Origin of the sequence: Alcanivorax nanhaiticus (genome assembly GCF_000756665.1) — a bacterium.
GTDB lineage: Bacteria > Pseudomonadota > Gammaproteobacteria > Pseudomonadales > Alcanivoracaceae > Alcanivorax > Alcanivorax nanhaiticus.
In genome coordinates this window covers 143227-166239 of record NZ_ARXV01000008.1, presented here as the reverse complement: position 1 = coordinate 166239, position 23013 = coordinate 143227, and the positions used below count along the sequence as shown (strand labels likewise).

The following is a 23013-nucleotide window of genomic DNA, read 5'->3' as shown; positions in this document are numbered from 1 at the left end:
TACCTCTGTCTTTACCGTGCCTGCAGAGCAGGACGGCGCGGGGATTCACGCAAGGGGAATCCACATCAAATGAACCCACAGGCGCGCACCCAAGCGCAGAGCAAGGGCACGTTATCTTGTGTGGGTGGAACAGATGACTGTGTGTTTCAGGCTGAGGCAGGTGGGCCGCGGGGCAGGTGCCGGACACGAATGGTGTGCGCCAGATGCGGGATGGAAGGAGGCAAGGGTGCCGGTTCGGCGTGGGCCGAGACCTGTGTGAAATAGAGACTGGGCAGTGCCAGCAGGCCATGGCCATGGGTACAGACCTGGCAATCGGCGGAGGCCAGCAGCTCAGTCTTGGAGCCGTGTTCGTCGGCGAGAATGTGTGAGGGCGAGTGCCAGGCGAGCAGAAGCTGAGCGCACAGCACCGCCAGCGCCAGCCATATTGCAAGGCGGCGCTGGCCGTTGGGGTTGGCGCGGTATTGGCCAACTCTCACGGCAGTGGCGAATTGTGTGGCGGAATTCGCGCTCATGCCCTGGCGGTTACCTTGCGGAGGATGGCGACGGTGGTAGCACAAAGTGCGAGACTGGTGACGATGGCCGGCCCGCTTGGCCAGTCAAGATACAGGCTGGCGGCCAGGCCAATCAGGTAGCCACTCAAGCCGGCGGCCAGGGCGAGGAGAACAGGTCGCTGGCTGCGATAGCCTGCCAGTGCCGGAAAAATCAGTGAGGCAAATACCAGGTAGACCCCAACCGCCTGTACCGAGGCGGTAATGGCAATGGCAAACGGCAGGTAGAAAGCCGGTAACGGATGGCGGAACAGGGCCATGGCGGCCAAGGCGGCAATGGCACTGACCGCCAGTCCTGCCAGCTGAGCATTGTCGACCCACAGGATCTGCCCGGCCAGGCTGCTGTTCAGGTGCTCTCCGCCGTGGGGGTCATGGGCCAGCAGCAGCACGCTGGCGCTGGCCAGTACCACGAAGGTTGCACCGATCAGGGCTTCCTGAACCCGATGGCCCAGCCGTTCCAGTTGATGCAGCAGCACGGCGAAGCCCAGCGCGGTGCCAATGGCGACAGCCTGTAGCATCCAGTCGGATTCCACATGGGCAAAGCGGTTTACCGCGATCAACCCGGTGGCGGCAGCCTGGGCCACGGCCAGATCGATAAAGATGATGCCCCGTTCCAGTACCTGGCGCCCCAAGGGGATGTGACTGGCCAGCACCAGCATGCCGGCGAGCAATGCCGGCAGCAGGATATCGATCATGTCGTCTCCTGCAGGCACTGTTCCCGTGCCGTGCTGAGGCGCTGGATCACAGTGCTGTAGAGGCTGGCCAGGGTGTTGGTGCCTTCTTCGCCGGGGGAGAATGGAAGCTCCACGGCACAGGCCGCCGTGCGTTTGGCCAGCCAGCTGGCCGCATCATCACCATTGATGGGGCGATACAGAATCAGCCCTACCTGCTGCTCATCGGCCTTGCGGACCAGTGTCGCCAGATGTCCCGGGGTTGGAGGCAGGCCGGGTTTGGGTTCCAGTTCGTCCACCCGGTTCATGCCGAGCCAGTCGAGCAGGTAGCTCCAGGTACGGTGGTAGGTGATGACGTTGAGCCCTTTGAGCGACGCGGCTTGTGCTTCCCAGTCGCTGATCTGTGCCTCGAATGCGGTCTGCCAGGCCTGTTGCTGCTGGCGATAGGCGTCTGCATTGTCCGGGTCCAGTTGGGCGAAGCGTTCGGCCAGTTGTCGGGAGATGGTGATGACCCGGTGCGGGTCCAGATGCACGTGGGGGTTGCCCATGGCATGCACGTCACCATCGGCACGATCCAGTGTCACAGGTATTTCCAGCCGGTCTACCTGCTCAGCAGCCAGAAACAGCCCCGGTGCCTGGCGCACGGCGGGGTTGCTGCCACGGTTCAGCAATACCGGTAACCAACCGGTTTCCAGTTCGGCACCCGTACATAGCACCATATCGGCCCGGCGCACCTGTGCGAGCAGGCTGGGGCGGGCCTGGATGTGATGGGCATCCTGGCCGGGTGCGCTGGCGTTCTTGACCTGCACCAGATCTCCACCAATTTCCGTGGCCAGCTGCCCCCACTCCGTTTCACACGCGAGGATGCGAAGCTGGGCACTGGACGGTGTCGCAACGGCCATCAGCAGAAGCAGGCAAAGCCCCTGTGCGGGGCGGCAGATTCTCTCGAAACGTGTATTCATCCTGTTTGCCTCCCAGGGTGGCGGATCAGAATGTGTGGGCCCCGTGGGCACCCAGGCTCAGGTTGTACTGCAGGAACACCTGATTGTATTCCTCGCTGCCATCATGGCCGTGCACGTCGTTGCGGTTGAACTGTAGCCGCAGCTTGGAGAACTCGGTGGCGTACCAAGTGAGGGCGGCGCTGTGTTGGCGAGACAGACGGACTTCTTCGGTTTCATCACCCTCGCTGAACTCGCCGCCGATACCGCTGGCGGCAGTACGCAGGCCGACCTGCCAGCGGGGGGCAAAACCGTAGTTGGCTTCCACATAGGCCGCGCCCTGTTCGCTGGTGACGGGCAGGCCCAGCTCGGCGGGGTCGCTGTGGAAAACGGCTTCCTGGTCTGAGTCGGCATAGAAGTATTCGCCGGCGATGCTCCAGCCGCCCTTGCCGTACTGGCCTGAGGCGAAGTGTTTGTATACCGCCTGGGCACCGTACACATCCGTATCCCCTTCGGTGACGAACAGTTCGCCGCCGCCTTCTTCATGGAAGGACTGGCTGTCCTGGTGGCGGGCGGCGGAAAGGCCCAGTTGCAGAGCGCGCTGGGTGCCCAGGTCCGGGGCGAAGCGCAGGGTAAAGACGCCCAGTTGCGGGCCATCCTGCTCGGACAGGTTCAGGTCCTCTTCGGTGACGGTGGGGCCGAGCTCGGCAGTGATGTCTTCAGCCACGTGTTCGGCGTCGATAATGCTGCCGACCCGTTCCAGGTTGTCCCCCTGGGTGATTTCCAGACCCAGTTGCAGGTAGCTGTCTGTGGGAGCCAGCCAGGTGAGCTGGATGCCGTCGCCGCTGACGCCGTGATCACCGAACAGGCTCAGGTACGCCAGGTTCTGGTCAGCGAAGTTCCAGCTATGGGGGTGTTTTTCATTGTGATAGCCGATGGCGCTGAGGAAGCGACCGGCTTTCACCTGCAGGCCGGCCGGCAGGGACTGACTGCGGATCCAGGCTTCTTCCAGCTCGAAGTCGCCCTCACTGCTGATAGCGGCTGACAGCCAGGCATCAAAGTAGCTGTCGACGGAACCGCTCATGGTCAGCTCGGTTTCGTTCAGGTTGAAGCCGCGCTTCAAATCGCCATGCTCGTGCTCTTCGTGGCCGCCATGGCTGTGAAAGGCGCTATCGGCATCTTCCAGCAGTGCTGCACCTTCACCCTTCACGTTATCGCTGTAGTACATGCCATCAAAGATCACGGAGAAAGCCGGGTTGAAGGCAGCGAGGGGATTGTTGCTGTTGTCCTCGGCGGCCAGCACGGAGGAAGAGGCAGCCAGCAGCGCACTGGCAACATAGAACTGTTTCATGTGATGTCCTGAAATCGGTATTGTCTTTTACGGGTGGAGACAGGCGCACGGATTCTCAACAAGGAAAGAGAAGTGGGCGCTCACAACAGCCGTTTGTTTTCAACAAATCAGATTGGAATGTTCAGGACGCAACGGGTGGGGCACGGGCCTGTGCCGCTATGGAAGGGGTTGGAATGACGCGTGTTGGCGGTTGATTATCGCCACGAAAGGGCGCGTCTGGCGAGGTAATCACCAAGCCAGCCACGGGCAGGGCCACCAAACCATTGCCGTGGGCGCAGGCATCGCAGTCGGCAACGAGCAGAGCCTGCTGGTGAGGATCGCTGTGCGGATCAATATGGCTGGGGCCGTGCCAAGCCAGGAACAGCTGAGCGCACAACAGAGATAGCGCAAGGATGAGCGGGAGACGCGAACGCATCATGCGGTGGTCTCCCGGTCATGGGGCTCGGTGCCGGGGACATAATCAAAGCCACCGGGGTGGCCAGGGTGGCATTTGCAGATCCGCTTCGCCGCCAGGGTGCTACCGCGCAGGGCTCCATGCACCTCTATGGCCTGCTTCGCGTAATGCGAGCAGCTCGGATAGAAGCGGCATTGGTTGCCTGTCCAGGGGCTCAGCACTTTCTGGTAAAACCAGATGATGCCAAGCAGGAGCGGTTTCACGGTGGACGCCCTGTGCGGTGGTAAACGTCTCCGGATGATACTGGTTAGTTGGGGGGGCTGGCTAGCGTGGGCTGATGGCTGGGGGGCGAGTTTCGAGTGACGAGAAGCGAGTTTCGAAAGGCAAAAGACGCGATTCTGCTAGCCAGCTCGAAAATCGTCTGGAGTACAGCATGTATGTCACAGAGACGAAAGTTGTGGGAATGGAAGGTTTTCGTTCCTCGCGACTCGTTACTGATGTTTGTGCCGGTTGGGTCAATTTCCGGGTGGTTCTTGAGTCCGGTGTGAGTGGGTGCATACTGCGCCCTGTTGATGCCCTTTATTGGAGAGACATGATGAAAGCGCTGATGATGGCCCTGATATTGGTGGCCAGCCCGGTTTGGGCACAGAGTAGTGACAGTTGGGAGACCACCCGCAAGGGTGAGGGGCGTGGCGAGGTGACCACCTATGCCCGCAAGGTGGCGGAGAGCCCGGTAAAAGCGTTCAAAGGGGTGGTGGAGCTACAGGCTTCTCCCGCTGCGGTGCTGGCGGTGATCACGGCGGTGGACACTTTCCCTGAATGGATTTTCCAGAATCGTGATGCGGAGCGTCTGACCTCTGACCATAAGGAACGCATCCTGATGTCTTTCAAGGGGATCTGGCCAGTGTCGGATCGGGATGTGGTGCTGGCTAATGCACTGAGCCAGGACAAGGCCTCGGGGGTGATTACCCTGCACAGCGTGAATGCCGAAGGCTATCTGGCAAAACGCGATGGCTATGTTCGTATTCCGGCGCTGGACAACCAGTTCACCATCGCCCCGCTGACCGACGGTTGGGTGCGGGTGCAATTTGAAACCTTTGTGGACCCGGGCGGCAGCGTGCCGGTGTGGTTGGCCAATCTGGTGGCCACCAAGGCACCGCTGGAAACGTTGGAGGGGATCAGGGAACAGCTCAAGAAGCCACGCTTTGCCAATGCAACACGGGAAGATCTGCCGAAGCTGCCGGGGATGGATCAGTTGGAACTGTGAAGCAGCTGCGAGCTTTGAGCTTCGAGCTGCGAGGAAAAGCTTCAAGCCTCAAGCTACAACGCGGGTTGGGCTTGGAGTAAGCAGAGAGCCACGATGCCGCGCCCGGGCTTTGCTACGGCGCGTGTTTCTGTGGGAGCTCTCTGTGCCCTTCAGGGTATGCCTGCAAGCGATCCGAGCCTCGGTGAGGAAATGGGTTTCGAGTTACGAGAAACGAGTAGCGAAAGGCAAAACCTCAAACCTCATGCTTGGTTGCTGTCTTTCGATTTTCGAAACTCGTTACTCGAAACTCGCTTCTGGAATCCTTACCTCAGGGAGGCTCGGATCGCTTGCAGGCATACCCTGAAGGGCACAGGGAGCTCCCACAGCAGTGGAGTGATCGTTGTGGGAGCGGTCGTTCGACCGCGATGCCTGTTTGAACGCGGCGAATCGCGGTGGAACCACCGCTCCTGCGTTTTGAGAGAGGGCGGGGTTCAGTTCAGCCCATAAGGCGGCGTTGCCAAAGATGACATCAGCAACAATACCAGGTTTGATTTTCGCAACTCGCAACTCGCAACTCGCAACTCGTTTCTCGCATAACGCAAAAGGCCGCGCCCATCATCCGGGCGCGGCCTTTTGTTTTCCCAAAGCTCGTAGCTGCTTTACCGACTCCAGCGCGTGCCTTCGCGAGTATCTTCCAGCTGGATGCCGGCCTCGGTGAGCTGTTCGCGGATTTCGTCGGCGCGGGCGAAGTTTTTGTCTTTTTTCGCTTGGGTGCGTTCGGCGACCAGCGCGTCGATCTCGTCGTTGCTCAAGCCATCTTCGCTCACGTTCTTGTTCTGGAACCAGGCGGTGGGTTCCTCGGTGAGTAGGCCAAGCAGGTCGGCGGCGGCCAGTAGTTCGGCTTTCAGCTTCGGCTTGTCCGCCAGTTCCGCCTTGTTCAGTTCGCCGGCAATGGCGTGCAGGGCGCTGACCGCTTCCGAGGTGTTCAGGTCATCTTTCAGGGCTTCCAGCACTGGGTGGTTATCGGGCAGCTGGTAGCCGGCTTCTGGCTCCACGGTTTCACCACGGCCCAGCAGGGCGTAGTAAAGGGTATCCAGGCCTTTCTCGGCATTTTCCAGCACGTCGGCAGAGAAGTTTAGCGGCGAGCGGTAATGGCTGGAGACCAGCGCGAAGCGCAGGATTTCGCCGTGGTACTGGGTGAGCAGGTCACGCACCAGACGGAAGTTGCCCAGGGACTTGGACATCTTCTCGCCGTCGATGTTGATGTAGCCGTTGTGCATCCAGTAGCGCACATAATCGGTGCCGTGGGCGCAGCAGCCCTGGGCGATCTCGTTTTCGTGGTGCGGGAAGATCAGGTCCTGTCCGCCACCGTGGATGTCGATCACATCACCCAGATGCTTGTGGATCATGGCGGAGCATTCGATGTGCCAGCCGGGACGGCCACGGCCCCAGGGGGAGTCCCAGCCCGGTTGTTCATCGGTGGACGGCTTCCAGAGGATGAAGTCGCCAGGGTGGCGCTTGTAGTCGGCCACTTCCACTCGCGCTCCGGCGAGCATGTCTTCCAGCTTGCGGCCGGACAGTTTGCCGTAGTCAGGCATGGATTCCACTGCGAACAGCACCTGGCCGTCGGCCTCGTAGGCGTGGCCTTTTTCCACCAGGGTCTCGATCATCTGGAGCATCTCGGGGATGTGATCGGTGGCCTTGGGGATGATGTTCGGGGTTTTGGCATTCAGGGCCGCCATGTCTTCCAGGAAGGCGGCGCTAAAGCGCTCGGTGAGTTCGCCGATGTCTTCGCCGTTTTCCGCCGCAGCATTGATGATCTTGTCATCGATGTCGGTGATGTTGCGGGCATAGGCCACTTCCGGATAGAGCCGCTGCAGCAAGCGATACAGCACATCAAACACCACCACCGGGCGGGCGTTGCCGATATGGACGAAGTTATAGACCGTGGGGCCGCACACATACAGGGTGATGCGGTTGGGATCCAACGGAATGAAGTCGTCCTTTTGCCCGGTGAGGGTGTTGTGCAGCTTGAGGCTCATTTTTTATAAAGCTCTTTGGGATCGATGATCGGTGTTTTGTCGATGGTTACGTTGTTGGCGTCGGCTTTCCAGTAGAAGCAGTCCCGGCGGCCGGTGTGGCAGGCGGGGCCGGTCTGGTCCACGCTCACCAGCACGGTGTCGCCGTCGCAATCGAAGCGCAGTTCCTTCAGCAGTTGTACCTGACCGGAGGACTCGCCCTTGCGCCATAGCGTGTTGCGGGAGCGGGAGAAGTAACAGACGCGTCCGGTGTTCAGGGTTTCTTCGATGGCTTCGCGATTCATCCACGCCATCATCAGCACCTCGCCGGTGTCGTGCTGTTGGGCGATGGCGGGCACCAGGCCCTCGGCGTTGTACTTGAGGTTATCCAGCGTTTCCTTGAGGGAAGCCTGAAAGCCTTCGGGCTGGTGTTCGTTTTGTTTGAACATGGTTGATCCAGTCTGAGGTCGGACGTCGGACGTCGGACGCTTTAACATGAAATCCCGCCCAGGCGGGTTTTCGCGTCAGACGTCAGACTCCCGACGTCCGACTGTTAGATCGGCAGGCGTGCGGCGGCGGCCAGTGCGGCCACGGCTTCATCCAGATCCACGGTTTCGGTGGCCTGGGAGCCGAGGGTGCGTACTGCTACCTGCTTATCTTCCGCTTCCTTCTCGCCAATTACCCAGATACGCGGGGTCTTGGTTTTGGAATGCTCGCGAACCTTGAAGCCGATCTTCTCGTTACGAATATCCAGCTCTGCCGGTACGCCAGCGGCGACCAGTTTCTGCTGCACTTCGCGGGCGTAGTCGTCGGCGGCATTGGTAATGGTGCAGATCGCTACCGGTACCGGTGACAGCCACAGGGGCAGGTGTCCGGCAGTGGATTCGATCAGGATGCCGAGGAAACGCTCCAGGGACCCCAGTACGGCGCGGTGCAGCATCACCGGGCGCTGGCGGGAACCGTCTTCGGCCACATATTCCGCATCCAGACGATCCGGCAGTACGAAGTCCACCTGCAGGGTGCCGCACTGCCAGTCACGACCGATAGCGTCACGCAGCACGAATTCCAGTTTCGGGCCGTAGAAGGCGCCTTCGCCGGGGTTCAGTTCGCACTCCAGGCCCAGGGATTCCACCGCAGAGCGCAGCGCGCCTTCGGCCTTGTCCCAGGTTTCGTCGGAACCGGCACGGTTGTCCGGGCGGTCGGAGAACTTGATGCGGAAGCTGTCGAAGCCAAAATCCTGATACACCTCACGCAGCATTTTGATGAAACCGGCGGTTTCCTCGTTGATCTGCTCTTCGGTGCAGAAGATGTGGGCGTCGTCCTGGCTGAAGGAGCGGGCACGCATCAGGCCGTGCAGGGCGCCGTGGGCCTCGTTACGGAACAGGGTGGTGAACTCGCCCAGGCGAATCGGCAGATCACGGTAACTGGTGATGCCCTGCTTGAAGATCTGCACGTGCCCCGGACAGTTCATGGGCTTCACGGCCATTTCTTTATGGTCGTGGGTACAAACGGTGAACATGTCCTCGCCGTACTTGTCCCAGTGGCCGGACTGTTCCCAGAGGATACGGTCCATCATCTGCGGGGTGGAGACTTCCTGATAGCCGCCTTTTTCCATCTTGCCGCGGATGTAGTTTTCCAGGTTCTTGCGCATGCGCCAGCCTTTCGGGTGCCAGAACATGCTGCCCACCGCTTCCTGCTGGATATGGAACAGGCCCATTTCCTTGGCGAGTTTGCGGTGGTCACGCTTGGCCGCTTCCTCAAGCTGTTTGAGGTAGGCGTTCAATTCTTTCTTGTCGCGCCAGGCTGTGCCGTAGATACGCTGCAGCTGGGCCTTGGAGGCATCGCCACGCCAGTACGCGCCGGCCACCTTGGTCAGCTTGAAGCCATCGCCCAGCTTGCTGGTGCTGGGCAGGTGCGGGCCACGGCACAGGTCGATGAAATCGCCCTGGCGGTAGAGGCTCACTTCCTGGTCGGCGGGCAGGTCACGGATGATCTCGGCCTTGAACTCTTCACCGGCTTTCAGGAAGAACTCCACGGCTTCGTCGCGGTCCCAGACTTCACGACGGATGTCCTCGTTGCGGCGCACGATGTCCTGCATGCGCTTCTCGATGGTCTTGAGGTCGTCCGGGGTGAACGGCTCGGCACGATGGAAGTCGTAGTAGAAGCCGTTTTCGATGGTCGGACCAATCGTCACCTGGGTGTCGGGGAACAGTTCCTGCACCGCCTCGGCCATGATGTGGGCGGCGTCGTGACGGATCAGTTCCAGGGCGTCGTCCGTGTCACGGGTGACGATTTCCACGGTGGCGCCATCGTCGATGGGCAGATACACGTCGATCAGGTTGCCGTTGACCTTGGCGGCCAGGGCTTGTTTGGCGAGTTTTTTGCTGATGCGCTCGGCGATATCCAGGGCGGAGGCCGGCTGATCAAACTCCATGGTTGCCCCGTCGGGCAGTCGATAGCTCACACTCATGGGTGACAAGGGATCCAGATGATTGGCTCAGAACCGGAGGATGGTAGGGGCTGTTGGCCTTTCATTCAAGGTATCTGCGGCCTGGGAGCCTGCCGGACTCAGGACGGTTCTACTGCGGAAAAGCCGGATTTGGCTATTTTGTGTGCAAATTTTCGTCAAATAGAACCACTATTCAACGGAAATTTGCGCACCAAGTATCACAAACCGGACTTTCCCTCGTGACGAACGCCTGAGTCCGACAGGCTCTTGGAGCCGCATTGGGCCGGTATTATCGGACGTACGGCTACATCAATAGCGGAGAGGTTTCCCGGGGAATCCTCACGGCATATCCTTGTCTGAGAAGGACATCACAATTGGAGCGGGACGCTCATGACCATATTTGAACCCGACACAGACGGCCGATCGGGTAAGGACGTGCTGCCGCGGTTGCTGCGGGTTGCCCAGCATCTCAGCGAACAGAAAGACGTGCCTCGCCTCATGGACGCGCTGTTGCGGGAGGCTCGTTTCCTTTGCAATGCGGATACCGGTTGGGTCTGGTTGTATCGGGATGCGGACGAGGGTGAGGGGCTGTTTTGCCTGGCACCGACGACGGCCAGTGGTACCGTTACGGAAAATGCTGCCCTGTTCCGGCCCCTGGATGGCAGCGGGTTGGTGGAAACCTGTTTCGCCGACGGAGAACCGCTGACGGTGGTGCTGGCGGATCAGACCTTGCCAGATGTGGACAGCGGATTGCTGGAGACGCTGGCGCCGGATTGTCGTGCGTCCCAGTTGTGGCCCCTCTATAACCACGAGGGGCGTGTCACCGGGGTATTACAGTTGGCGTACCAGCGTGCGGTGCCTCATAACCTGGAGCGGTTGGAAAATGGTCATCTGATTTTTCAGTCGCTGCTCACCTATGGCGGCACGGCGCTGAGTAACCTGACCCAGGTAAAGGATCTCAAGGGCTTGCTGGATGCCTTTATCAAGGTGTTGGCGCAGGCGATTGACGCCAAGAGCCCACATACCAGCGCCCACTGTCAGCGGGTGCCGGTGATTACAGAGCTACTGGCGCAGGCGGCCTGCGATGATCAGGAGCAGTTTGCCGAGTTTTCGCTGGATGAGGATGGCTGGTACGAATTGCATGTGGCGGCCTGGCTGCACGATTGCGGCAAGCTGGCGACGCCGGATTCAGTGCTCGACAAGTCCACCAAGCTGCACACTCTGCATGATCGTATTGATGAAGTGGCCAGTCGCTTTGCAGCTTTGCGTGGGGAAATCTGTTTTCGTTATGAGCGGGATTGTCTGCAGACTCCCCATTTGGAACCTTCCCTGCGCGAGCGCATGGAGCAGGAAATTGATGCCCTTACCGGTGATCTGACGTTTCTGGAACGGATAAACCGTGGTGGCGAAGCCATGGCGGCGGAGGACCAGCAACGGGTCCGGGATATTGCAGCGCGCCACTGGACCGACGCCTGGGGACAGAGCAAGCCGTTGCTCACCGAAGATGAGGTTTACAACCTGTGCATCACCCGCGGCACGCTGACTCCTGAGGAGAGGCAGATCATCAATGGGCACATGGATGTGACGCTGGATATGCTCGGTTCACTCCCTTTTCCGCCCAAGCTGCGACAAGTGCCGGAGTATGCTGGTGGCCATCATGAAAAGATGGATGGGACGGGGTTCCCTCTCGGATTGACCCGGGAGCAAATGTCGATTCCCGCCCGGATCATGGCCATTGCCGATATCTTTGAGGCACTGACAGCCAAAGAGCGTCCCTACAAAACTCCGCTGAAGTTGAGTGAAGCTTTGGCGATCATGCAGCGCATGCGTGACAGCGATCATCTGGATCCGGATCTGTATCGCTTGTTTATCCGCTCCCGGGTATGGCGGCAATACGGCGAAATGCACCTGGATCCGGTGCAGCTGGATGTGGAAGATGGTTCGGCGTTTGAGTGAGAGGCTCAGCGATCCGAGCCTTGGCGAGGTAAGGATTCCAGAAGCGAGTGACGAGTACCGAGTTTCGAAAGGCAACCCCTGCCTTGCCGTATAGGTTTGGATTTTGATTTTCGAAACTCGCTGCTCGCAACTCGCTGTGCCTGGTTCCCTTATGAAGGGCGCCGTATTTTATTCGAGGTTTTATGTTGAGAACGATCTGTCTTGTAGTGCTTTGTCTGGCATCGGCCCCGTCGCTGGCCAGTGACTGGTTACTCTCCCTGCAAGGGGAGCGCACCCAGGGTTCTCTGCTGCGGGGGCAGGTGGCGTCTGGTGTCACCGTCATGCTGGCGGGCAAGCCGGTGCGTACCACCGACGAGGGTTTTTTTGCGATTGGCTTCGGCCGCGATGCGGCGCTGGAGCAGAGTCTGGAATTGCAAAAGGGTGAAGAACGCCAGCAGGTGGCCGTGATTCTCGACAAGCGCGAATACAATATCCAGCGGGTGGAAGGGGTGCCGCAGCGTACCGTGGATCCGCCGCCGGAAGCGGTACTCAAGCGTATTCGTGCCGAAGTGGCCGAGATCAAGAAAGCCCGTGCCAGTGACAGTGATCTGCAGGCCTTTCTCAGTGATTTCCAGTGGCCGCTAACGGGCCGTATCAGTGGCGTGTATGGCAGCCAGCGGGTCTACAATGGCAAGCCCGGCACCCCTCATTATGGCGTGGATGTGGCGAGGCCCACCGGGACGGTGGTGGTCGCACCAGCCGATGCAGTTGTGACCCTGGTGCAGGATGACAACTACTATTCCGGCGGTACCCTGATCATGGATCATGGTTATGGGGTTTCCTCCACCATGATTCATCTCAGCGAAGTGCTGGTTCAGCCGGGGCAGTCGGTGAAGCAGGGCGAGCCGGTGGCCAAAGTGGGAGCTACCGGGCGGGCTACGGGACCACATCTGGATTGGCGTTTGAACTGGTACGCCGAGCGACTGGACCCGGTGACGATCGTGCCGCCGATGGAAGAATAGGAGAGAGTTACGAGTTACGAAAAAAGCGTCCCCGTGCGATGGGTTTTAGGTTTTCGAAACTCGTTTCTCGTAACTCGTAACTCGTAACTGATTTGCTTTCGTCTATAGTGGCTCACACGTGGAGGCAGTGCCGCTACCGCCACAACACCTTCAATTCATCCCCATTCCTGATTACATCCGACAGGGTGTAGCCATCCAGCACTTTCAGAAATGCCTGCTGTGCCTGCATGAACATGTTTTTCAGTTTGCAGGCTGGCTCGATAGCGCATTGCGAGGCTTCGCCGAAGCAATCAAGTAACTTCAGGTTTTCCGTTTCCCGCACCAGGGTGCCGAGATTGATGGTGTCCGGGGCTTGGGCCATCACGAGTCCGCCGCCGCGGCCGCGCAGGCTGTTGATATAGCCCAGTTGCGTCAGGGTTTGCGCCACCTTGGCGATATGGTTGGCAGAAATGCTGTAACGGCGGGCGATTTCCTGCACGGTCATGGGGGCACTGTCCGGTTGCAAAGACAGGCAAATCAGGGTGCGCAGGGCGTAATCGGTATGAGTGGTGAGCTGCATGTCAGTTTGGGTACTTGTCAGCGCATAAAGAGGTATCTAATATGCCCATTTAAAAGAGGCATGTAAAATACCTAATTAAAGGAGAAAGCGTAATGCTGACCGAAAGCCAACTGGCCGTGATCAAGCAAACTGTCCCGATTCTTCAGGAACACGGGGAAACCCTGACGCGCCATTTTTACCAGCGTATGTTCCGGGAGAATCCCGAGGTGCTGGCCTTCTTTAATCCGGCGCACCAGCATGCCGGGACCCAGCAGCGTGCATTGGCGGGGGCTATTTGCGCCTATGCCCAGCACATCGAGAATCCGGCGGTGCTGGCGGATGCGGTAGAGTTGATTGCCCAGAAGCACGCTTCATTGCAGATTCTCGCCGAGCATTACCCGATTGTGGGAGCCAATCTGCTGGCGGCGATACAGGAAGTGCTGGGTGAAGGGGCTACCGAGGCGGTGATTGATGCCTGGGGTGCAGCTTATGGGGTGCTGGCGGATATCCTGATTGCCCGCGAGGCAGAGATTTATGCAGCGCAACAGCAGGAATTCGGTTGGAAAGGGTTCCGTCGTTTTGTGGTGGCACGCCGTGAGGCTGCCAGCGGCAATATTGCGTCTTTCTATCTGCGTCCGGAAGACGGTAAGCCGCTGTCGGCGAGTCAGCCTGGGCAATACATCACGGTGCGGGTTGCTCCTGACGGTGGTGAGCCGGTGATGCGTAACTACAGCCTGTCAGGCAAGCATGACCCTGAGCAGTACCGCATCAGCGTGAAGAAGGAAGGGAGCCAGGTTGAGGGCGTACCGGACGGGGTTGTGTCGGCGTTCCTGCATGATCAGGTGGGTGAAGGCGATGTCGTCGAACTGGCTCCTCCCTGTGGCGAGTTTACCTTGCAGCCGGCACCGGCTGATGATGCTCCTTTGGTGCTGATTGCTGGCGGGGTGGGTATCACGCCATTGATGGCGATGCTGCATGGCGCTCTCGAGACGCAGTCCGGTCGTGAAGTGATCCTGATCCAGTGTGCCCGTAACAGTGCAGAGCGCCCCTTTGTGGAAGAGCTGAACAGTCTGCAGGGAATGCATCCGAATCTGCGTTGCCATGTTCGCTTGAGCGAAGCCAGCGCGGAAGATGAGGGTTTTGACAGCGAAGGTTTTGTTGATGGTGAGCTGCTGGATGAGCTGGTGGGTGACCGTCGTGCCCAGTACTACTTCTGTGGTCCCGCAGCGATGATGCGGATGGTGAATCGGCTACTGCTGTCGCGGGGTGTGGGTGCTGAAAATATCCACTTCGAGTTCTTCGGGCCGCAAGAAGATATGGCGGCTTGAGGCTCCCCGGTGCTGGGGCATGTAGGAGCTTGCTTGCAAGCGATCCGAGCCCAAGCGAGGCAAGGGATTCCAGAAGCGAGTGTCGAGTAACGAGTTTCGAAGATCAAAAACGACGGTAGTCTGCACGGTTTGGCCTTTCGAAACTCGTCGCTCGCAACTCGAAACTTGTTCTCCTCGCCGAGGCTCGCATCGCTTGCAGGCAAGCTCCTACCTGGATACGCGGTGCGCTTCACGCAACAAGTAATGCGGGACTCTTTACGTCAGCATCTCTACCGCGCCCTGATGATTCATCATGGCAACACGATTACGACCTGCGCCTTTGGCTTGATAGAGGGCTTCGTCAGCTTGCTTGAGCAGAGCACCGCCGTTCTCGGCTCCACCATCCGAGCTGGAGACCCCGATGCTGATGGTCACTACCTGATTCACCCGTGATCCACTATGTGGCAGGCCCAGCTGCTCGACCCGATTACGCATGCGTTCGGCGAACACCAGCGCATCGTTAAAGCTGGAGTCCGTCAGTACGATGACGAATTCTTCCCCGCCATAGCGAGCAACGAAATCCTTTTCTGCCTGAACCATGGCCAGCGGCACTGCTGAGACTTTCTTCAGGCACTCATCACCTGCCGGGTGGCCGTAGGTATCGTTGTATTGCTTGAAGAAATCGATATCGAAAAGTAGCAGGCAAACCCGTTCAGGTGCGTCCGGGTTCTGCTGTTTGAGCAGATGGTAAAGGTGATTAAGGCGTGCCTCCATGCCCCGGCGGTTGATGCAGCCGGTCATGCCATCCACGGTGGCCTGGCTTTCCAGTACCTGATTGGCAGAGTGCAGTTCGTCCCTGTGCTGATAGAGCACGTGCTCGGAAAGGAAGTGCTTGCGCAGCAAGCGCTCGTAAACGTATTGGCCAAACAGGCTCATGCTGATGAAGGCCATGCTGAGCATGATCAGGGTCGCATGTTCAAAGGGGGTAGATTCCTTCGAAAAATACAAGCCGGCCAGCATGGCGCCGGTCATCAGCAGTGCACTCACTACCGTGCTGTGAAAGGGTAACCGGAACAAGGTGCTGAGCATGACCACGGCCAGCGGTGTTTGCAGGAAGAAAACGTAGGAGAGGGGGTGATCAATGGCCATCCCCAGATAAACGCCCGATAACGACAGGGTGAAAGATAGCACCAGCAGTGCGGGTTGCAGCCATTCTCGCCAGCGGGGCTGCTGGCAAAGCATCAGACAGCCTCCGGTCACCATCAGGGTGAATAGCCGGGGGCGCCAGGTCTGCAGCAGCACATCGGATCCCACCAGTGATTCCACCAGCATGGCACAAACCAGCAGCAGGGCGATTAGCAGAAGTGCACTGGAGGCAGCACCGGCGGCACTGTTTCGGGAGTAAAAGCGAAAATCCTGCTCCAGCGAGACGGGTAGCCGAAGATGCCAGGGCAGGCGGATATCGTTGCCCGATGGGAGAGGATTGTGGATTTGGTTTGCTGTCACGCCAGTGGAGGCTCCCTGTTCCTTGGATAGGCCGGTCATCCATCGAAATTCAGACCGGCCCCAGAAAACCTATTGTACGGGACTCTAGTCCAGCAGAGCCAACAGAGCCTGCTGTTTGGCAGGGGAAAGGCGACGGAAGCGTTCCAGCAAGTAGGCTTCTTCGTTGCCTTCCGGCACTGCGCTGGTCCCTTGAGGCAAGGCCTCTGGCCAGTTGCCCAGGCTATGCTGCAGCCGGGCAATAATTTCTGCATTCATACTGCGGTGGCTAAACCGGGCCGCTTCTGAAACTTCTGCACGCATTCCGCAAGGAAAACGCACCACGAACTTCTCGGCTCGCGTGGTGGCGTTATTGGTCATAATTACCTCTGATGCACTTTCCGCAAACTGAATCCCTATGACGATTGCGGCTCGCAGGGGTTCGACAACATGGCAGAAAGGTTAGTGAACAGGGATTAACAAGGCTCACCTTACGCATTTTTGGGCGTCTAGGCGATACTGGCAGGTTGCCATTAATGTCAATTTAGCGACGCCGTTAACACTGTTTCCGCTAACCATTTTTACTGATGAGGCTTCAGGTGGCTGGAATGTGATCGGTGCCACATTAGGAGTGCTGTTGGGGCGAGTGCTACAATCAGCTTCAATGATGACTACCTTCCGGCTATTCAATTCATGAATATCGCTTCCGCAGATCTCAATCTGCTCAAGTATCTGGATGTGCTGCTGCGAGAGCAGAACGTAACTCGCGCGGCGGAGCAGTTGGGGATTACCCAGCCAGCCATGAGTAATTCGCTGAAACGCTTGCGTGAGCTGTTCGGCGACCCTTTGCTGATTCGCACCAGTGATGGCATGACGGCCACTGAGCGTGCCCAGGAGTTACGCCCTCTGGTCCGTCAAATTCTCTCCCAGACGGAACAACTGTTTACCCCGGAAGACAGCTTCCGTCCCGAGGAGAGCCGGCGGGTATTCCGGATCATGACCAGTGACTACGCTGAAGGGACGCTGGTGCCGCATATCGTGCGCCGGCTTCGGGCAGAAGCGCCGAATGTGGTGTTGGATTTTCTCACCCCTTCCGATGTCAGCTACCAGGATATGGAGCAGGGTCGGGTAGATATGGCGGTGAATCGCTTCAACGAGATTCCGGGTTCCTTCCACCAGGTCAGCCTGTGGAAGGATTCGTTCTCCTGTTTGCTCAATCGGGACAACCCTATCGCCGGGAATTTCAATCTGGACAGCTATCTGTCTGCCCAGCATATCTGGGTATCGAAGACTGGTTTCGGGGTAGGCTTTGGCATGAACCCTGAGCGACTGGGCGGCCTTGGCTGGATTGACCATGCTCTGGAACAACTGGGTAAAACCCGCAAGATCAGTATCTTTACCCGCCACTATCAGATGCCGGCGCTGCTGGCCATGAACAATGATCTGGTGGCGACTTTGCCCAGTCGGGTGGCAAAGATGCAGGCACAGAACGAGCGGTTGCTGATTAAAAAGCCGCCGTTCGATATTCCGGAATTTGAGCTGAAGATGGCCTGGTCATCGCTGCTGCATCACAATGTGGCCCATCGCTGGTTGCGCCGGCTGATTCAAGAAGAAGCCGAACGGATTCTGGACGAGGAATAAAGACAGCAACGAGTTTCGAGTAGCGAGTGTCGAAAACCTTCAACCCGATGAGGCGGCGAGGTTTTGCTTTTCGCAACCCGAAACTCGTTACTCGCGTTAAATGACTGCCGCGCCGCTCAGCCAGCCTGAGTGAGCCTTGCCTGGCAGATTCTCTCCGGCTTCGGCGATAGCACCTTTGCCCACGCCTTCAAAGGCGCGAACGCGGAAGTGTTTGCCGGGTGCTTCTTCTGCCAGCTGTTCAGCGATGTGAGCCGCTAGCTGTTCCACGGTGGAATCGGTGTCGATCAGGTAGCAATGATCTTCCGGAATCACCAGCTCGAAGTGCCCTTGCGGAGCATCGTAGCGAAAACGGTGATGGGGAATTTCATCAATGTAGTAGGTGCCTTCCAGATCTTCACGGGTGCCCAGATAAATATCTTCCCAGCGGTCCGCCCACAGTTTTTCCCAGTAGCGGCTGCGACGGCCATTCTCGAAGATATGAATGTTGGAGCGGTGCCCATGGGCGATGCGCTGGCAGTTGCCATCGTGTTTTTTGAGGCCATGGGAATAATGGTAATAGGGGGCGGTGCCGGTATCTTCCTCGCGGAGGATGATGCGTACCTCGTGCACGTTTTCCGGGACTACGGACTGTACCAGCTCCATAAGATGCAGAGTCAGGCTGGCCTTTGATACCTCGGTACCGGGCATTAACAGCAGGCTTTCACTGGGAACGACCATACGAATGGTGCCGCCCCGGTACTGCCACTCCAGGCTGGTATCGTTGTCACGCTCGACAACGCTGGCCTGATCGCAATCCACTGGCACCAGCAGCCGGTGATCCACTCTTTCATCAATCGCCTGCTTGATACGTTTCTTGATGTGTCCGAAGTCGAACACCATCCCCTGATGATCCAGATCGCCGGTTAATTCAAGGTCTACCAGCCAGGACTCTCCGACCATGCCGCGCTTGGAGTGCAGGAAGGAGAAGTCTGCAACGGTCAAATTTTCAACAAAGAGTGTGGCCATGCTGTTCCGGTTGATCAAAAGTGGGTTCAGAGAGCACTATAATGCCACCATTCTGACCTGCCGCTAAGGTAATCGTCACCGTATAGGGACGAATTTGGTGCAATTATCGTGTGAGCTGTGAACCGGGCCACACAAAGATAGCCAGTAAAGTGCACATCTCTCGTCAGCTGGCTTGCTACAGGTCAACCGCTCAGGAGACTCGAATTTCATGTCCGTTACGCTTTTTTCCAAGATTATCGATCGCGAAATCCCGGCAGATATCATTTATGAGGATGACCAGTGCCTGGCGTTCCGCGACATCAATCCCCAGGCACCAACCCATTTTCTGGTGATTCCCAAAAAGCCGATTGCCAAACTGTCAGATGCCGAGGTGGAGGATCAGGCCTTGCTGGGTCATCTTCTCCTGATCGCCAGCCAGGTGGCCAGGGATGAGGGGCTGGAGGATTTTCGCCTGAACGTGAATAACGGCGCCGGTGCCAGCCAGACCGTGTTCCATTTGCATGTGCACGTGCTGGGTGGCCGCTCTTTCAGCTGGCCGCCGGGCTGACCCCTGGCTGAACCCGCGGAACGGGGCCTGGGATGAATTATCTTGCCCATCTCTCTTTGGCCCAGCCTTCGGTCTCTTCCAAGGTTGGCAATATGCTGGGGGACTTTATGCGCGGGGTGGATGCAGATGCCCTGAGTATGCCAGTCCGTCAGGGGCTGGATAATCACCGGCTGGTTGATCGTTTCACCGATTCCCACGACTGGGTGCTGATGCAGCGCCGGCAGTTTTCGCCGGCCAGACGCCGTTTTGCAGGTGTGGCTCTGGATGTGCTGTTCGATCATTTCCTGTGGCAACACTGGTCTGTGTTGTATTCCTCCTCCCGGGAGGAATCAATTCAGCGTCACTACCAGGACTTGTTGGCCGGCAAGAATCTGATGCCTGAAATGATGCAGCGAAGGATGCAGCGGATGGTGGAGAATGATCTGCTCAATCGCTATGGCGAGTTGCAACAGGTGGGGCAGGCGCTGGATGCGATCGCTGGCAGAATCCGCTTTGCCAATGCTTTCGCGGGTATTGTGGAAGAAATTATCCCGCGGTATGACGAGCTGGAGCAGGGCTTTCTGGAGTTTTACCCTGAACTGACACGGGCGGTGGACAAGGCCGGGCTGGAGCCGTTCAAGGAAGATGGATGTGGTGTTTCTCCATCAGTCGATAGAGGCTTGAGCGGCTGATTTTCAAACGATTGGCGGCTTCCTGCACATTATTCTTGCAGTCTTCCAGGCATTGCCGAATGTATTGGCTCTCCTGCCGGTTGCGGTACTGACTCAGGCTTTGCGTGGGCGGTTCTGCACGCACAGGTTCTTCCAGTCCGAGATCCTCGCTGCGAATCAGGCCGTGGCGGTTGTTGACCGCGGCGCGAAGCAGGCAGTTTCGTAATTCTCTGACATTGCCGGGGAAGTCGTGGCACATCAGGGCACTCATTGCCGATTCGTCGAGTGTTACCGGCGGCTGGTGATGATGGAGAAAATGCTCCGCAAGTACCGGAATGTCTTCCAGGTGCTGCCTTAGCGGCGGCAAATCCAGCGACAACACATTCAAGCGGTGGAAAAGATCCAGCCTGAAACTGCCCGTGCGTACCTCTTCATGAAGGTTATGGTTGCTGGCGCAGACAATCCTGACGTCAGCCTGGCGCTCCCGCTTTCCGCCCACAGGTGTATAGCAGTTGCTTTCCAGAAAGCGTAACAGGGTGGCCTGACTGGTTTGCGACATGTCGCCAATTTCGTCCAGAAACAGGGTGCCTCTTTCCGCTACAGCAATATGACCCGCTCGCTTTTGGGGCTCGCCGTTAAGCATCCCGGTCTCATGGCCGAACAATTCGGTGGAGAACTGGGTGTCCGGGATGGCCGCACAATTGAGTGCCACAAACGGATGTTCCCGCCGTGAAGAATGGTGGTGAATCCACTGTGCCGCACATTCCTTGCCGGTGCCGCTTTCTCCCAGGAGCAGTACAGGCAATTCCGAATGGCCGTAGGTTGAGAGGCGGTGTCTCAGTTCGGTCATTGCTATGGAGGAGCCAAGGATCAGGGAGGGAGGAGGCAGGGCATCAAACCGGGGGCGGGTTTCTGACAGCAGGCGCTCCAGTGTATGGGCAAAGCGTTGAGTGGGTGCGCTCTCGTCGCAGTAATCATGAAACGCGGTGCGAATCAGTGTCTGAATCTTGCTGCTGTTGAGTGCTTCTTTGCCGCACAGTGCGATGTAGCTGCCTTTCTGGAGTGCCCCGGTGACCGGGGCCAGTGGCTCATGGGCCTCCTGGCCAGGAATATGAATCAGGCCGATTCCTGGCCATTGGGATGGGTCGAGTTGATCGAGTTTTTGAACAACAAGCTGCCATCCCTGGGCGGCCAACCGCTGGGGCAAAGCAAGCTTTGAGTCCTGATTTTCTACAATCAGGACTCTTGGTAGGTTGTGGTCAAGGCTCACGGCAATCCCTTCCGTGATAATTACAATCGTTCCTCTACTTTCACCTTACCGCTGTTTTGACCAGGCAGCTAACCGTCCTTGCAACGTTGCGTAGCCATTGTGTTACATCATTAAGGGGAGCTGTTAGCTGAGGCCCTAGAGTGCCGGCATGTCCAGCTCTGCCATGGTGTCGTAGTACAGGGTCTCGGCCAGCTTGCTGTTCCGGGCGAGGGGGGAGCGCATGGCGGGCTTGAAGTTGGCGAAATACTGGCCGGTGACGCCCTCATACTGAGGGTCCAATGCCAGACTGACCGGAAGTCTTGCGGCTTTTTCCGGGGTCGTCAGGGTGGGACGGATGAGAGCCATGATCGCTTTGGGCGCATAGCGAAAAATCGGTGTGTCTACCCCGCCCGGATGCAGGGCATTGCTGGTGATGCCGAGTTCCGCCAGTCGATCGGCGAGAACATTGCTGAACAGGATGTTAGCCAGCTTGGACTGCCCATAGGCATCCAGGACCAGATAAGGCCTGCGTCCCCGCCACGTCTTTTTATTGATACGGCCCAACCAGTGAGCCACAGACGCCAGATGGAGGATGCGTGGGTTTTCCCCTTTCTGCAGTAAGGGCAGCATCAGATGAGTAAACAGAACCGGGCCGAGATAATTGACGCCGAACTGCATCTCGTAACCGTCTTTGGTGTATTGCTGCTGGGTGGGTACCACTCCGGCGTTGTTGATCAGGACATCGATGTGGCCGAGTTCCTGGTAGATAGTGGCGGCACTGTTGCGAACACTTTCCAGGTCAGATAGATCCAGAGAGAAAAGGCGAACTTTGGCGGAAGGGTGCGCATTCTTGATGCGCGCGACTGCCGCCTGACCCTTGTCCTTGTCACGGCAGGCGAGGATGACCTCTGCGCCGCGGCCGGCCAGTTGTTCCGCTGTGCAAAGGCCAATGCCGGAATTGCCGCCGGTAATAAGAACCCGTTTGCTCATGGTATTGCTCTCCTGAATTGGCGCGACGCTGATCAGCAAATGATGCTTGAAACTGAAACGCAAAGGGTATCAGTCTGAGCGGGTGTGTAACTGGCTGGGTGAGCCAATTGTTGTGCTCCGGGGCGTTGCGGGCGCTGCGATGTTGGCGTGGTTGGCGGGGCGTTGTGTCTGTATCCAGTCAAGAATCTGCTGGCTGGTGGTGCGCCAGTCCTTTCCCTGGAGCAGCAAGTGTGGGCCGTCGGGAACAGATAAATAGGTGACTTGTGGTTGCAGGTGTCGCCGTAGCGCCACAATGCCAGCCTCAGGAACGGTGTTGTCCCGGTCGCCGTACAATATCAGTACCGGGATCTTTGTTTGGGATAATACGGCAGCTTGATCGCTGGCACTGTCGGCAAGCTGGATCAGCCCCCAATAGCTGTCCAGCCGGACCTGTCGCATGACGCGTTCATCCGTCGCCAGCCGCTGTGCCTGGCTAGGCGCGAGTAAGGGCGCTTCGGGATCGCGCTGTACTTGCACTTCATAGCCCGGGGCCAATGTTGCCGCGCTGGCGATGACCAGGTTCCAGCCGTAACGAAAACGAATGCCTTCCCTGACTGCTGGCGCGGAAAGAATAACACCGGCCACAGCGTCAGGGTTTTTGCACGCTGCGAGGATGGCGACCGCCGCGCCCAGGCTTTCACCCATTACATACACGGGTTGATGATAGACTGATGCCAAGTGCTCGATTCGCTCGGCTGCCTCATTGACCAGTTGCGTTTCTCCCGCCCATCGGCCTTCAAACTGTCGGCTGCCAAAACCCGCCTGGTCATAGCTTTCAAGATAAATGCCAGCGTTTGCGAATTGCGGACCGAGTAATTGAAAGGCTGCGCCATGGTCGCCAAAGCTGTGCAGCGCAAGCACCACATCCGATGGCGGCTCCTCTGGTACCCAATGTCGCAGAGTCGGTGCCAGTGGCTGTGCGGAAGCGTCAAAATGTCGCTCTGCTGAGCACGCTGTCAGCAAAAATGAAAACATAATGATGATCACAATTCG

General features: G+C 58.2%; 23 protein-coding genes. 7 read left to right on the top strand and 16 right to left on the bottom strand.

The window, feature by feature from the left end:
• Positions 1-146: 146 nt before the first annotated feature.
• The 6 genes from Y5S_RS11720 to yidD all read right to left on the bottom strand — a co-directional run bounded on the left by Y5S_RS11720 (position 147) and on the right by yidD (position 4165).
• Positions 147-512 (bottom strand): hypothetical protein, encoded by a 366-nt coding sequence (locus Y5S_RS11720; protein ID WP_035233150.1) that lies wholly within the window; start codon positions 510-512, stop codon positions 147-149.
• A complete protein-coding gene (locus tag Y5S_RS11715; RefSeq protein ID WP_035233149.1) occupies positions 509-1243 on the bottom strand; it encodes a metal ABC transporter permease in 735 nt (244 codons plus the stop codon). The genes Y5S_RS11720 and Y5S_RS11715 overlap by 4 nt, the downstream gene beginning before the upstream one ends.
• Entirely contained in the window at positions 1240-2181 is a 942-nt protein-coding gene (locus Y5S_RS11710; RefSeq protein WP_052041561.1) for a metal ABC transporter substrate-binding protein, read from the bottom strand. Before Y5S_RS11710 ends, Y5S_RS11715 begins: the two co-directional genes overlap by 4 nt.
• A gap of 25 nt (positions 2182-2206) precedes the next feature.
• Positions 2207-3508, bottom strand: coding sequence for a hypothetical protein (locus Y5S_RS11705; protein WP_035233148.1), 1302 nt, complete (start codon positions 3506-3508; stop codon positions 2207-2209).
• Between the two features lie 121 nt (positions 3509-3629).
• On the bottom strand, positions 3630-3926 hold the full coding sequence (locus tag Y5S_RS11700) for a hypothetical protein (RefSeq protein WP_035233147.1): 297 nt from the start codon (positions 3924-3926) through the stop codon (positions 3630-3632).
• Positions 3923-4165 carry a membrane protein insertion efficiency factor YidD gene (gene yidD / locus Y5S_RS19495; RefSeq protein WP_231552678.1) on the bottom strand — a complete coding sequence of 81 codons (243 nt, stop codon included), beginning with the start codon at positions 4163-4165 and terminating at the stop codon, positions 3923-3925. The genes Y5S_RS11700 and yidD overlap by 4 nt, the downstream gene beginning before the upstream one ends.
• A 329-nt stretch (positions 4166-4494) precedes the next feature.
• On the opposite strand from yidD, the gene Y5S_RS11690 reads away from it, so the two are divergent.
• Complete coding sequence (locus Y5S_RS11690; protein WP_035233145.1) at positions 4495-5169, top strand: START domain-containing protein; 675 nt, start codon at positions 4495-4497, stop codon at positions 5167-5169.
• A gap of 638 nt (positions 5170-5807) precedes the next feature.
• Here the strand turns inward: Y5S_RS11690 and cysS are convergent.
• From cysS to thrS, 3 genes are all read right to left on the bottom strand, one after another.
• Complete coding sequence (gene cysS / locus Y5S_RS11685) at positions 5808-7190, bottom strand: cysteine--tRNA ligase (protein WP_035233144.1); 1383 nt, start codon at positions 7188-7190, stop codon at positions 5808-5810.
• Complete coding sequence (gene hisI, locus Y5S_RS11680; protein ID WP_035233143.1) at positions 7187-7615, bottom strand: phosphoribosyl-AMP cyclohydrolase; 429 nt, start codon at positions 7613-7615, stop codon at positions 7187-7189. Before hisI ends, cysS begins: the two co-directional genes overlap by 4 nt.
• Before the next feature lie 104 nt (positions 7616-7719).
• A complete protein-coding gene (thrS, locus tag Y5S_RS11675) occupies positions 7720-9636 on the bottom strand; it encodes a threonine--tRNA ligase (protein ID WP_035233142.1) in 1917 nt (638 codons plus the stop codon).
• Between the two features lie 369 nt (positions 9637-10005).
• Here thrS and Y5S_RS11670 point away from each other — a divergent pair, with 369 nt between their 5' ends.
• Both Y5S_RS11670 and Y5S_RS11665 read left to right on the top strand, forming a co-directional pair.
• Positions 10006-11571, top strand: coding sequence for an HD domain-containing phosphohydrolase (locus tag Y5S_RS11670; protein WP_035233141.1), 1566 nt, complete (start codon positions 10006-10008; stop codon positions 11569-11571).
• A 182-nt stretch (positions 11572-11753) separates the two neighbouring features.
• Entirely contained in the window at positions 11754-12572 is an 819-nt protein-coding gene (locus tag Y5S_RS11665; RefSeq protein WP_035233140.1) for a M23 family metallopeptidase, read from the top strand.
• A gap of 133 nt (positions 12573-12705) precedes the next feature.
• Here the strand turns inward: Y5S_RS11665 and Y5S_RS11660 are convergent, their stop codons facing one another.
• On the bottom strand, positions 12706-13131 hold the full coding sequence (locus tag Y5S_RS11660; RefSeq protein WP_035233139.1) for an RrF2 family transcriptional regulator: 426 nt from the start codon (positions 13129-13131) through the stop codon (positions 12706-12708).
• Positions 13132-13223: 92 nt separating this feature from the next.
• Between Y5S_RS11660 and hmpA the strand changes: the two genes are divergently transcribed.
• Positions 13224-14438, top strand: a complete 1215-nt coding sequence (gene hmpA / locus Y5S_RS11655; RefSeq protein WP_035233138.1) for an NO-inducible flavohemoprotein — start codon at positions 13224-13226, stop codon at positions 14436-14438.
• Between the two features lie 255 nt (positions 14439-14693).
• Here hmpA and Y5S_RS11650 read toward each other — a convergent pair whose 3' ends face one another.
• Both Y5S_RS11650 and Y5S_RS11645 read right to left on the bottom strand, forming a co-directional pair.
• Positions 14694-15923 carry a GGDEF domain-containing protein gene (locus Y5S_RS11650; protein ID WP_035233223.1) on the bottom strand — a complete coding sequence of 410 codons (1230 nt, stop codon included), beginning with the start codon at positions 15921-15923 and terminating at the stop codon, positions 14694-14696.
• A gap of 84 nt (positions 15924-16007) precedes the next feature.
• Entirely contained in the window at positions 16008-16280 is a 273-nt protein-coding gene (locus tag Y5S_RS11645; RefSeq protein ID WP_035233137.1) for an Arc family DNA-binding protein, read from the bottom strand.
• A gap of 312 nt (positions 16281-16592) precedes the next feature.
• Here Y5S_RS11645 and Y5S_RS11640 point away from each other — a divergent pair, with 312 nt between their 5' ends.
• Positions 16593-17540, top strand: a complete 948-nt coding sequence (locus Y5S_RS11640) for a LysR family transcriptional regulator (protein ID WP_035233136.1) — start codon at positions 16593-16595, stop codon at positions 17538-17540.
• Between the two features lie 96 nt (positions 17541-17636).
• Here Y5S_RS11640 and Y5S_RS11635 read toward each other — a convergent pair whose 3' ends face one another.
• The gene (locus Y5S_RS11635) at positions 17637-18545 is read right to left on the bottom strand and encodes a 6-pyruvoyl trahydropterin synthase family protein (protein WP_035233135.1); all 909 of its coding nucleotides are present in this window, start codon (positions 18543-18545) and stop codon (positions 17637-17639) included.
• A gap of 208 nt (positions 18546-18753) precedes the next feature.
• Here Y5S_RS11635 and Y5S_RS11630 point away from each other — a divergent pair, with 208 nt between their 5' ends.
• Positions 18754-19092 (top strand): histidine triad nucleotide-binding protein, encoded by a 339-nt coding sequence (locus tag Y5S_RS11630; protein WP_035233134.1) that lies wholly within the window; start codon positions 18754-18756, stop codon positions 19090-19092.
• Positions 19093-19124: 32 nt separating this feature from the next.
• Entirely contained in the window at positions 19125-19763 is a 639-nt protein-coding gene (locus tag Y5S_RS11625) for an acyl carrier protein phosphodiesterase (RefSeq protein ID WP_052041560.1), read from the top strand.
• Here Y5S_RS11625 and Y5S_RS11620 read toward each other — a convergent pair.
• From Y5S_RS11620 to Y5S_RS11610, 3 genes are all read right to left on the bottom strand, one after another.
• Complete coding sequence (locus tag Y5S_RS11620) at positions 19708-21012, bottom strand: sigma-54 interaction domain-containing protein (RefSeq protein WP_052041559.1); 1305 nt, start codon at positions 21010-21012, stop codon at positions 19708-19710. The two genes, Y5S_RS11625 and Y5S_RS11620, sit on opposite strands and share 56 nt — an antisense overlap.
• A gap of 135 nt (positions 21013-21147) precedes the next feature.
• The gene (locus Y5S_RS11615; RefSeq protein ID WP_035233218.1) at positions 21148-21981 is read right to left on the bottom strand and encodes an SDR family oxidoreductase; all 834 of its coding nucleotides are present in this window, start codon (positions 21979-21981) and stop codon (positions 21148-21150) included.
• 69 nt (positions 21982-22050) lie between these two features.
• A complete protein-coding gene (locus Y5S_RS11610) occupies positions 22051-22995 on the bottom strand; it encodes an alpha/beta hydrolase (protein WP_156107741.1) in 945 nt (314 codons plus the stop codon).
• Between the last annotated feature and the right edge of the window lie 18 nt (positions 22996-23013).

Excerpts from the sequence above, each read along its gene's own strand:
- Y5S_RS11720 (WP_035233150.1), bottom strand. The coding sequence starts at position 512 with ATGAGCGCGAATTCCGCCACACAATTCGCCACTGCCGTGAGAGTTGGC.
- Y5S_RS11715 (WP_035233149.1), bottom strand. The coding sequence starts at position 1,243 with ATGATCGATATCCTGCTGCCGGCATTGCTCGCCGGCATGCTGGTGCTG.
- Y5S_RS11710 (WP_052041561.1), bottom strand. The coding sequence starts at position 2,181 with ATGAATACACGTTTCGAGAGAATCTGCCGCCCCGCACAGGGGCTTTGC.
- Y5S_RS11705 (WP_035233148.1), bottom strand. The coding sequence starts at position 3,508 with ATGAAACAGTTCTATGTTGCCAGTGCGCTGCTGGCTGCCTCTTCCTCC.
- Y5S_RS11700 (WP_035233147.1), bottom strand. The coding sequence starts at position 3,926 with ATGATGCGTTCGCGTCTCCCGCTCATCCTTGCGCTATCTCTGTTGTGC.
- Y5S_RS11690 (WP_035233145.1), top strand. The coding sequence starts at position 4,495 with ATGATGAAAGCGCTGATGATGGCCCTGATATTGGTGGCCAGCCCGGTT.
- cysS (WP_035233144.1), bottom strand. The coding sequence starts at position 7,190 with ATGAGCCTCAAGCTGCACAACACCCTCACCGGGCAAAAGGACGACTTC.
- hisI (WP_035233143.1), bottom strand. The coding sequence starts at position 7,615 with ATGTTCAAACAAAACGAACACCAGCCCGAAGGCTTTCAGGCTTCCCTC.
- thrS (WP_035233142.1), bottom strand. The coding sequence starts at position 9,636 with ATGAGTGTGAGCTATCGACTGCCCGACGGGGCAACCATGGAGTTTGAT.
- Y5S_RS11670 (WP_035233141.1), top strand. The coding sequence starts at position 10,006 with ATGACCATATTTGAACCCGACACAGACGGCCGATCGGGTAAGGACGTG.
- Y5S_RS11665 (WP_035233140.1), top strand. The coding sequence starts at position 11,754 with ATGTTGAGAACGATCTGTCTTGTAGTGCTTTGTCTGGCATCGGCCCCG.
- Y5S_RS11660 (WP_035233139.1), bottom strand. The coding sequence starts at position 13,131 with ATGCAGCTCACCACTCATACCGATTACGCCCTGCGCACCCTGATTTGC.
- hmpA (WP_035233138.1), top strand. The coding sequence starts at position 13,224 with ATGCTGACCGAAAGCCAACTGGCCGTGATCAAGCAAACTGTCCCGATT.
- Y5S_RS11645 (WP_035233137.1), bottom strand. The coding sequence starts at position 16,280 with ATGACCAATAACGCCACCACGCGAGCCGAGAAGTTCGTGGTGCGTTTT.
- Y5S_RS11640 (WP_035233136.1), top strand. The coding sequence starts at position 16,593 with ATGAATATCGCTTCCGCAGATCTCAATCTGCTCAAGTATCTGGATGTG.
- Y5S_RS11635 (WP_035233135.1), bottom strand. The coding sequence starts at position 18,545 with ATGGCCACACTCTTTGTTGAAAATTTGACCGTTGCAGACTTCTCCTTC.
- Y5S_RS11630 (WP_035233134.1), top strand. The coding sequence starts at position 18,754 with ATGTCCGTTACGCTTTTTTCCAAGATTATCGATCGCGAAATCCCGGCA.
- Y5S_RS11625 (WP_052041560.1), top strand. The coding sequence starts at position 19,125 with ATGAATTATCTTGCCCATCTCTCTTTGGCCCAGCCTTCGGTCTCTTCC.
- Y5S_RS11615 (WP_035233218.1), bottom strand. The coding sequence starts at position 21,981 with ATGAGCAAACGGGTTCTTATTACCGGCGGCAATTCCGGCATTGGCCTT.
- Y5S_RS11610 (WP_156107741.1), bottom strand. The coding sequence starts at position 22,995 with ATGTTTTCATTTTTGCTGACAGCGTGCTCAGCAGAGCGACATTTTGAC.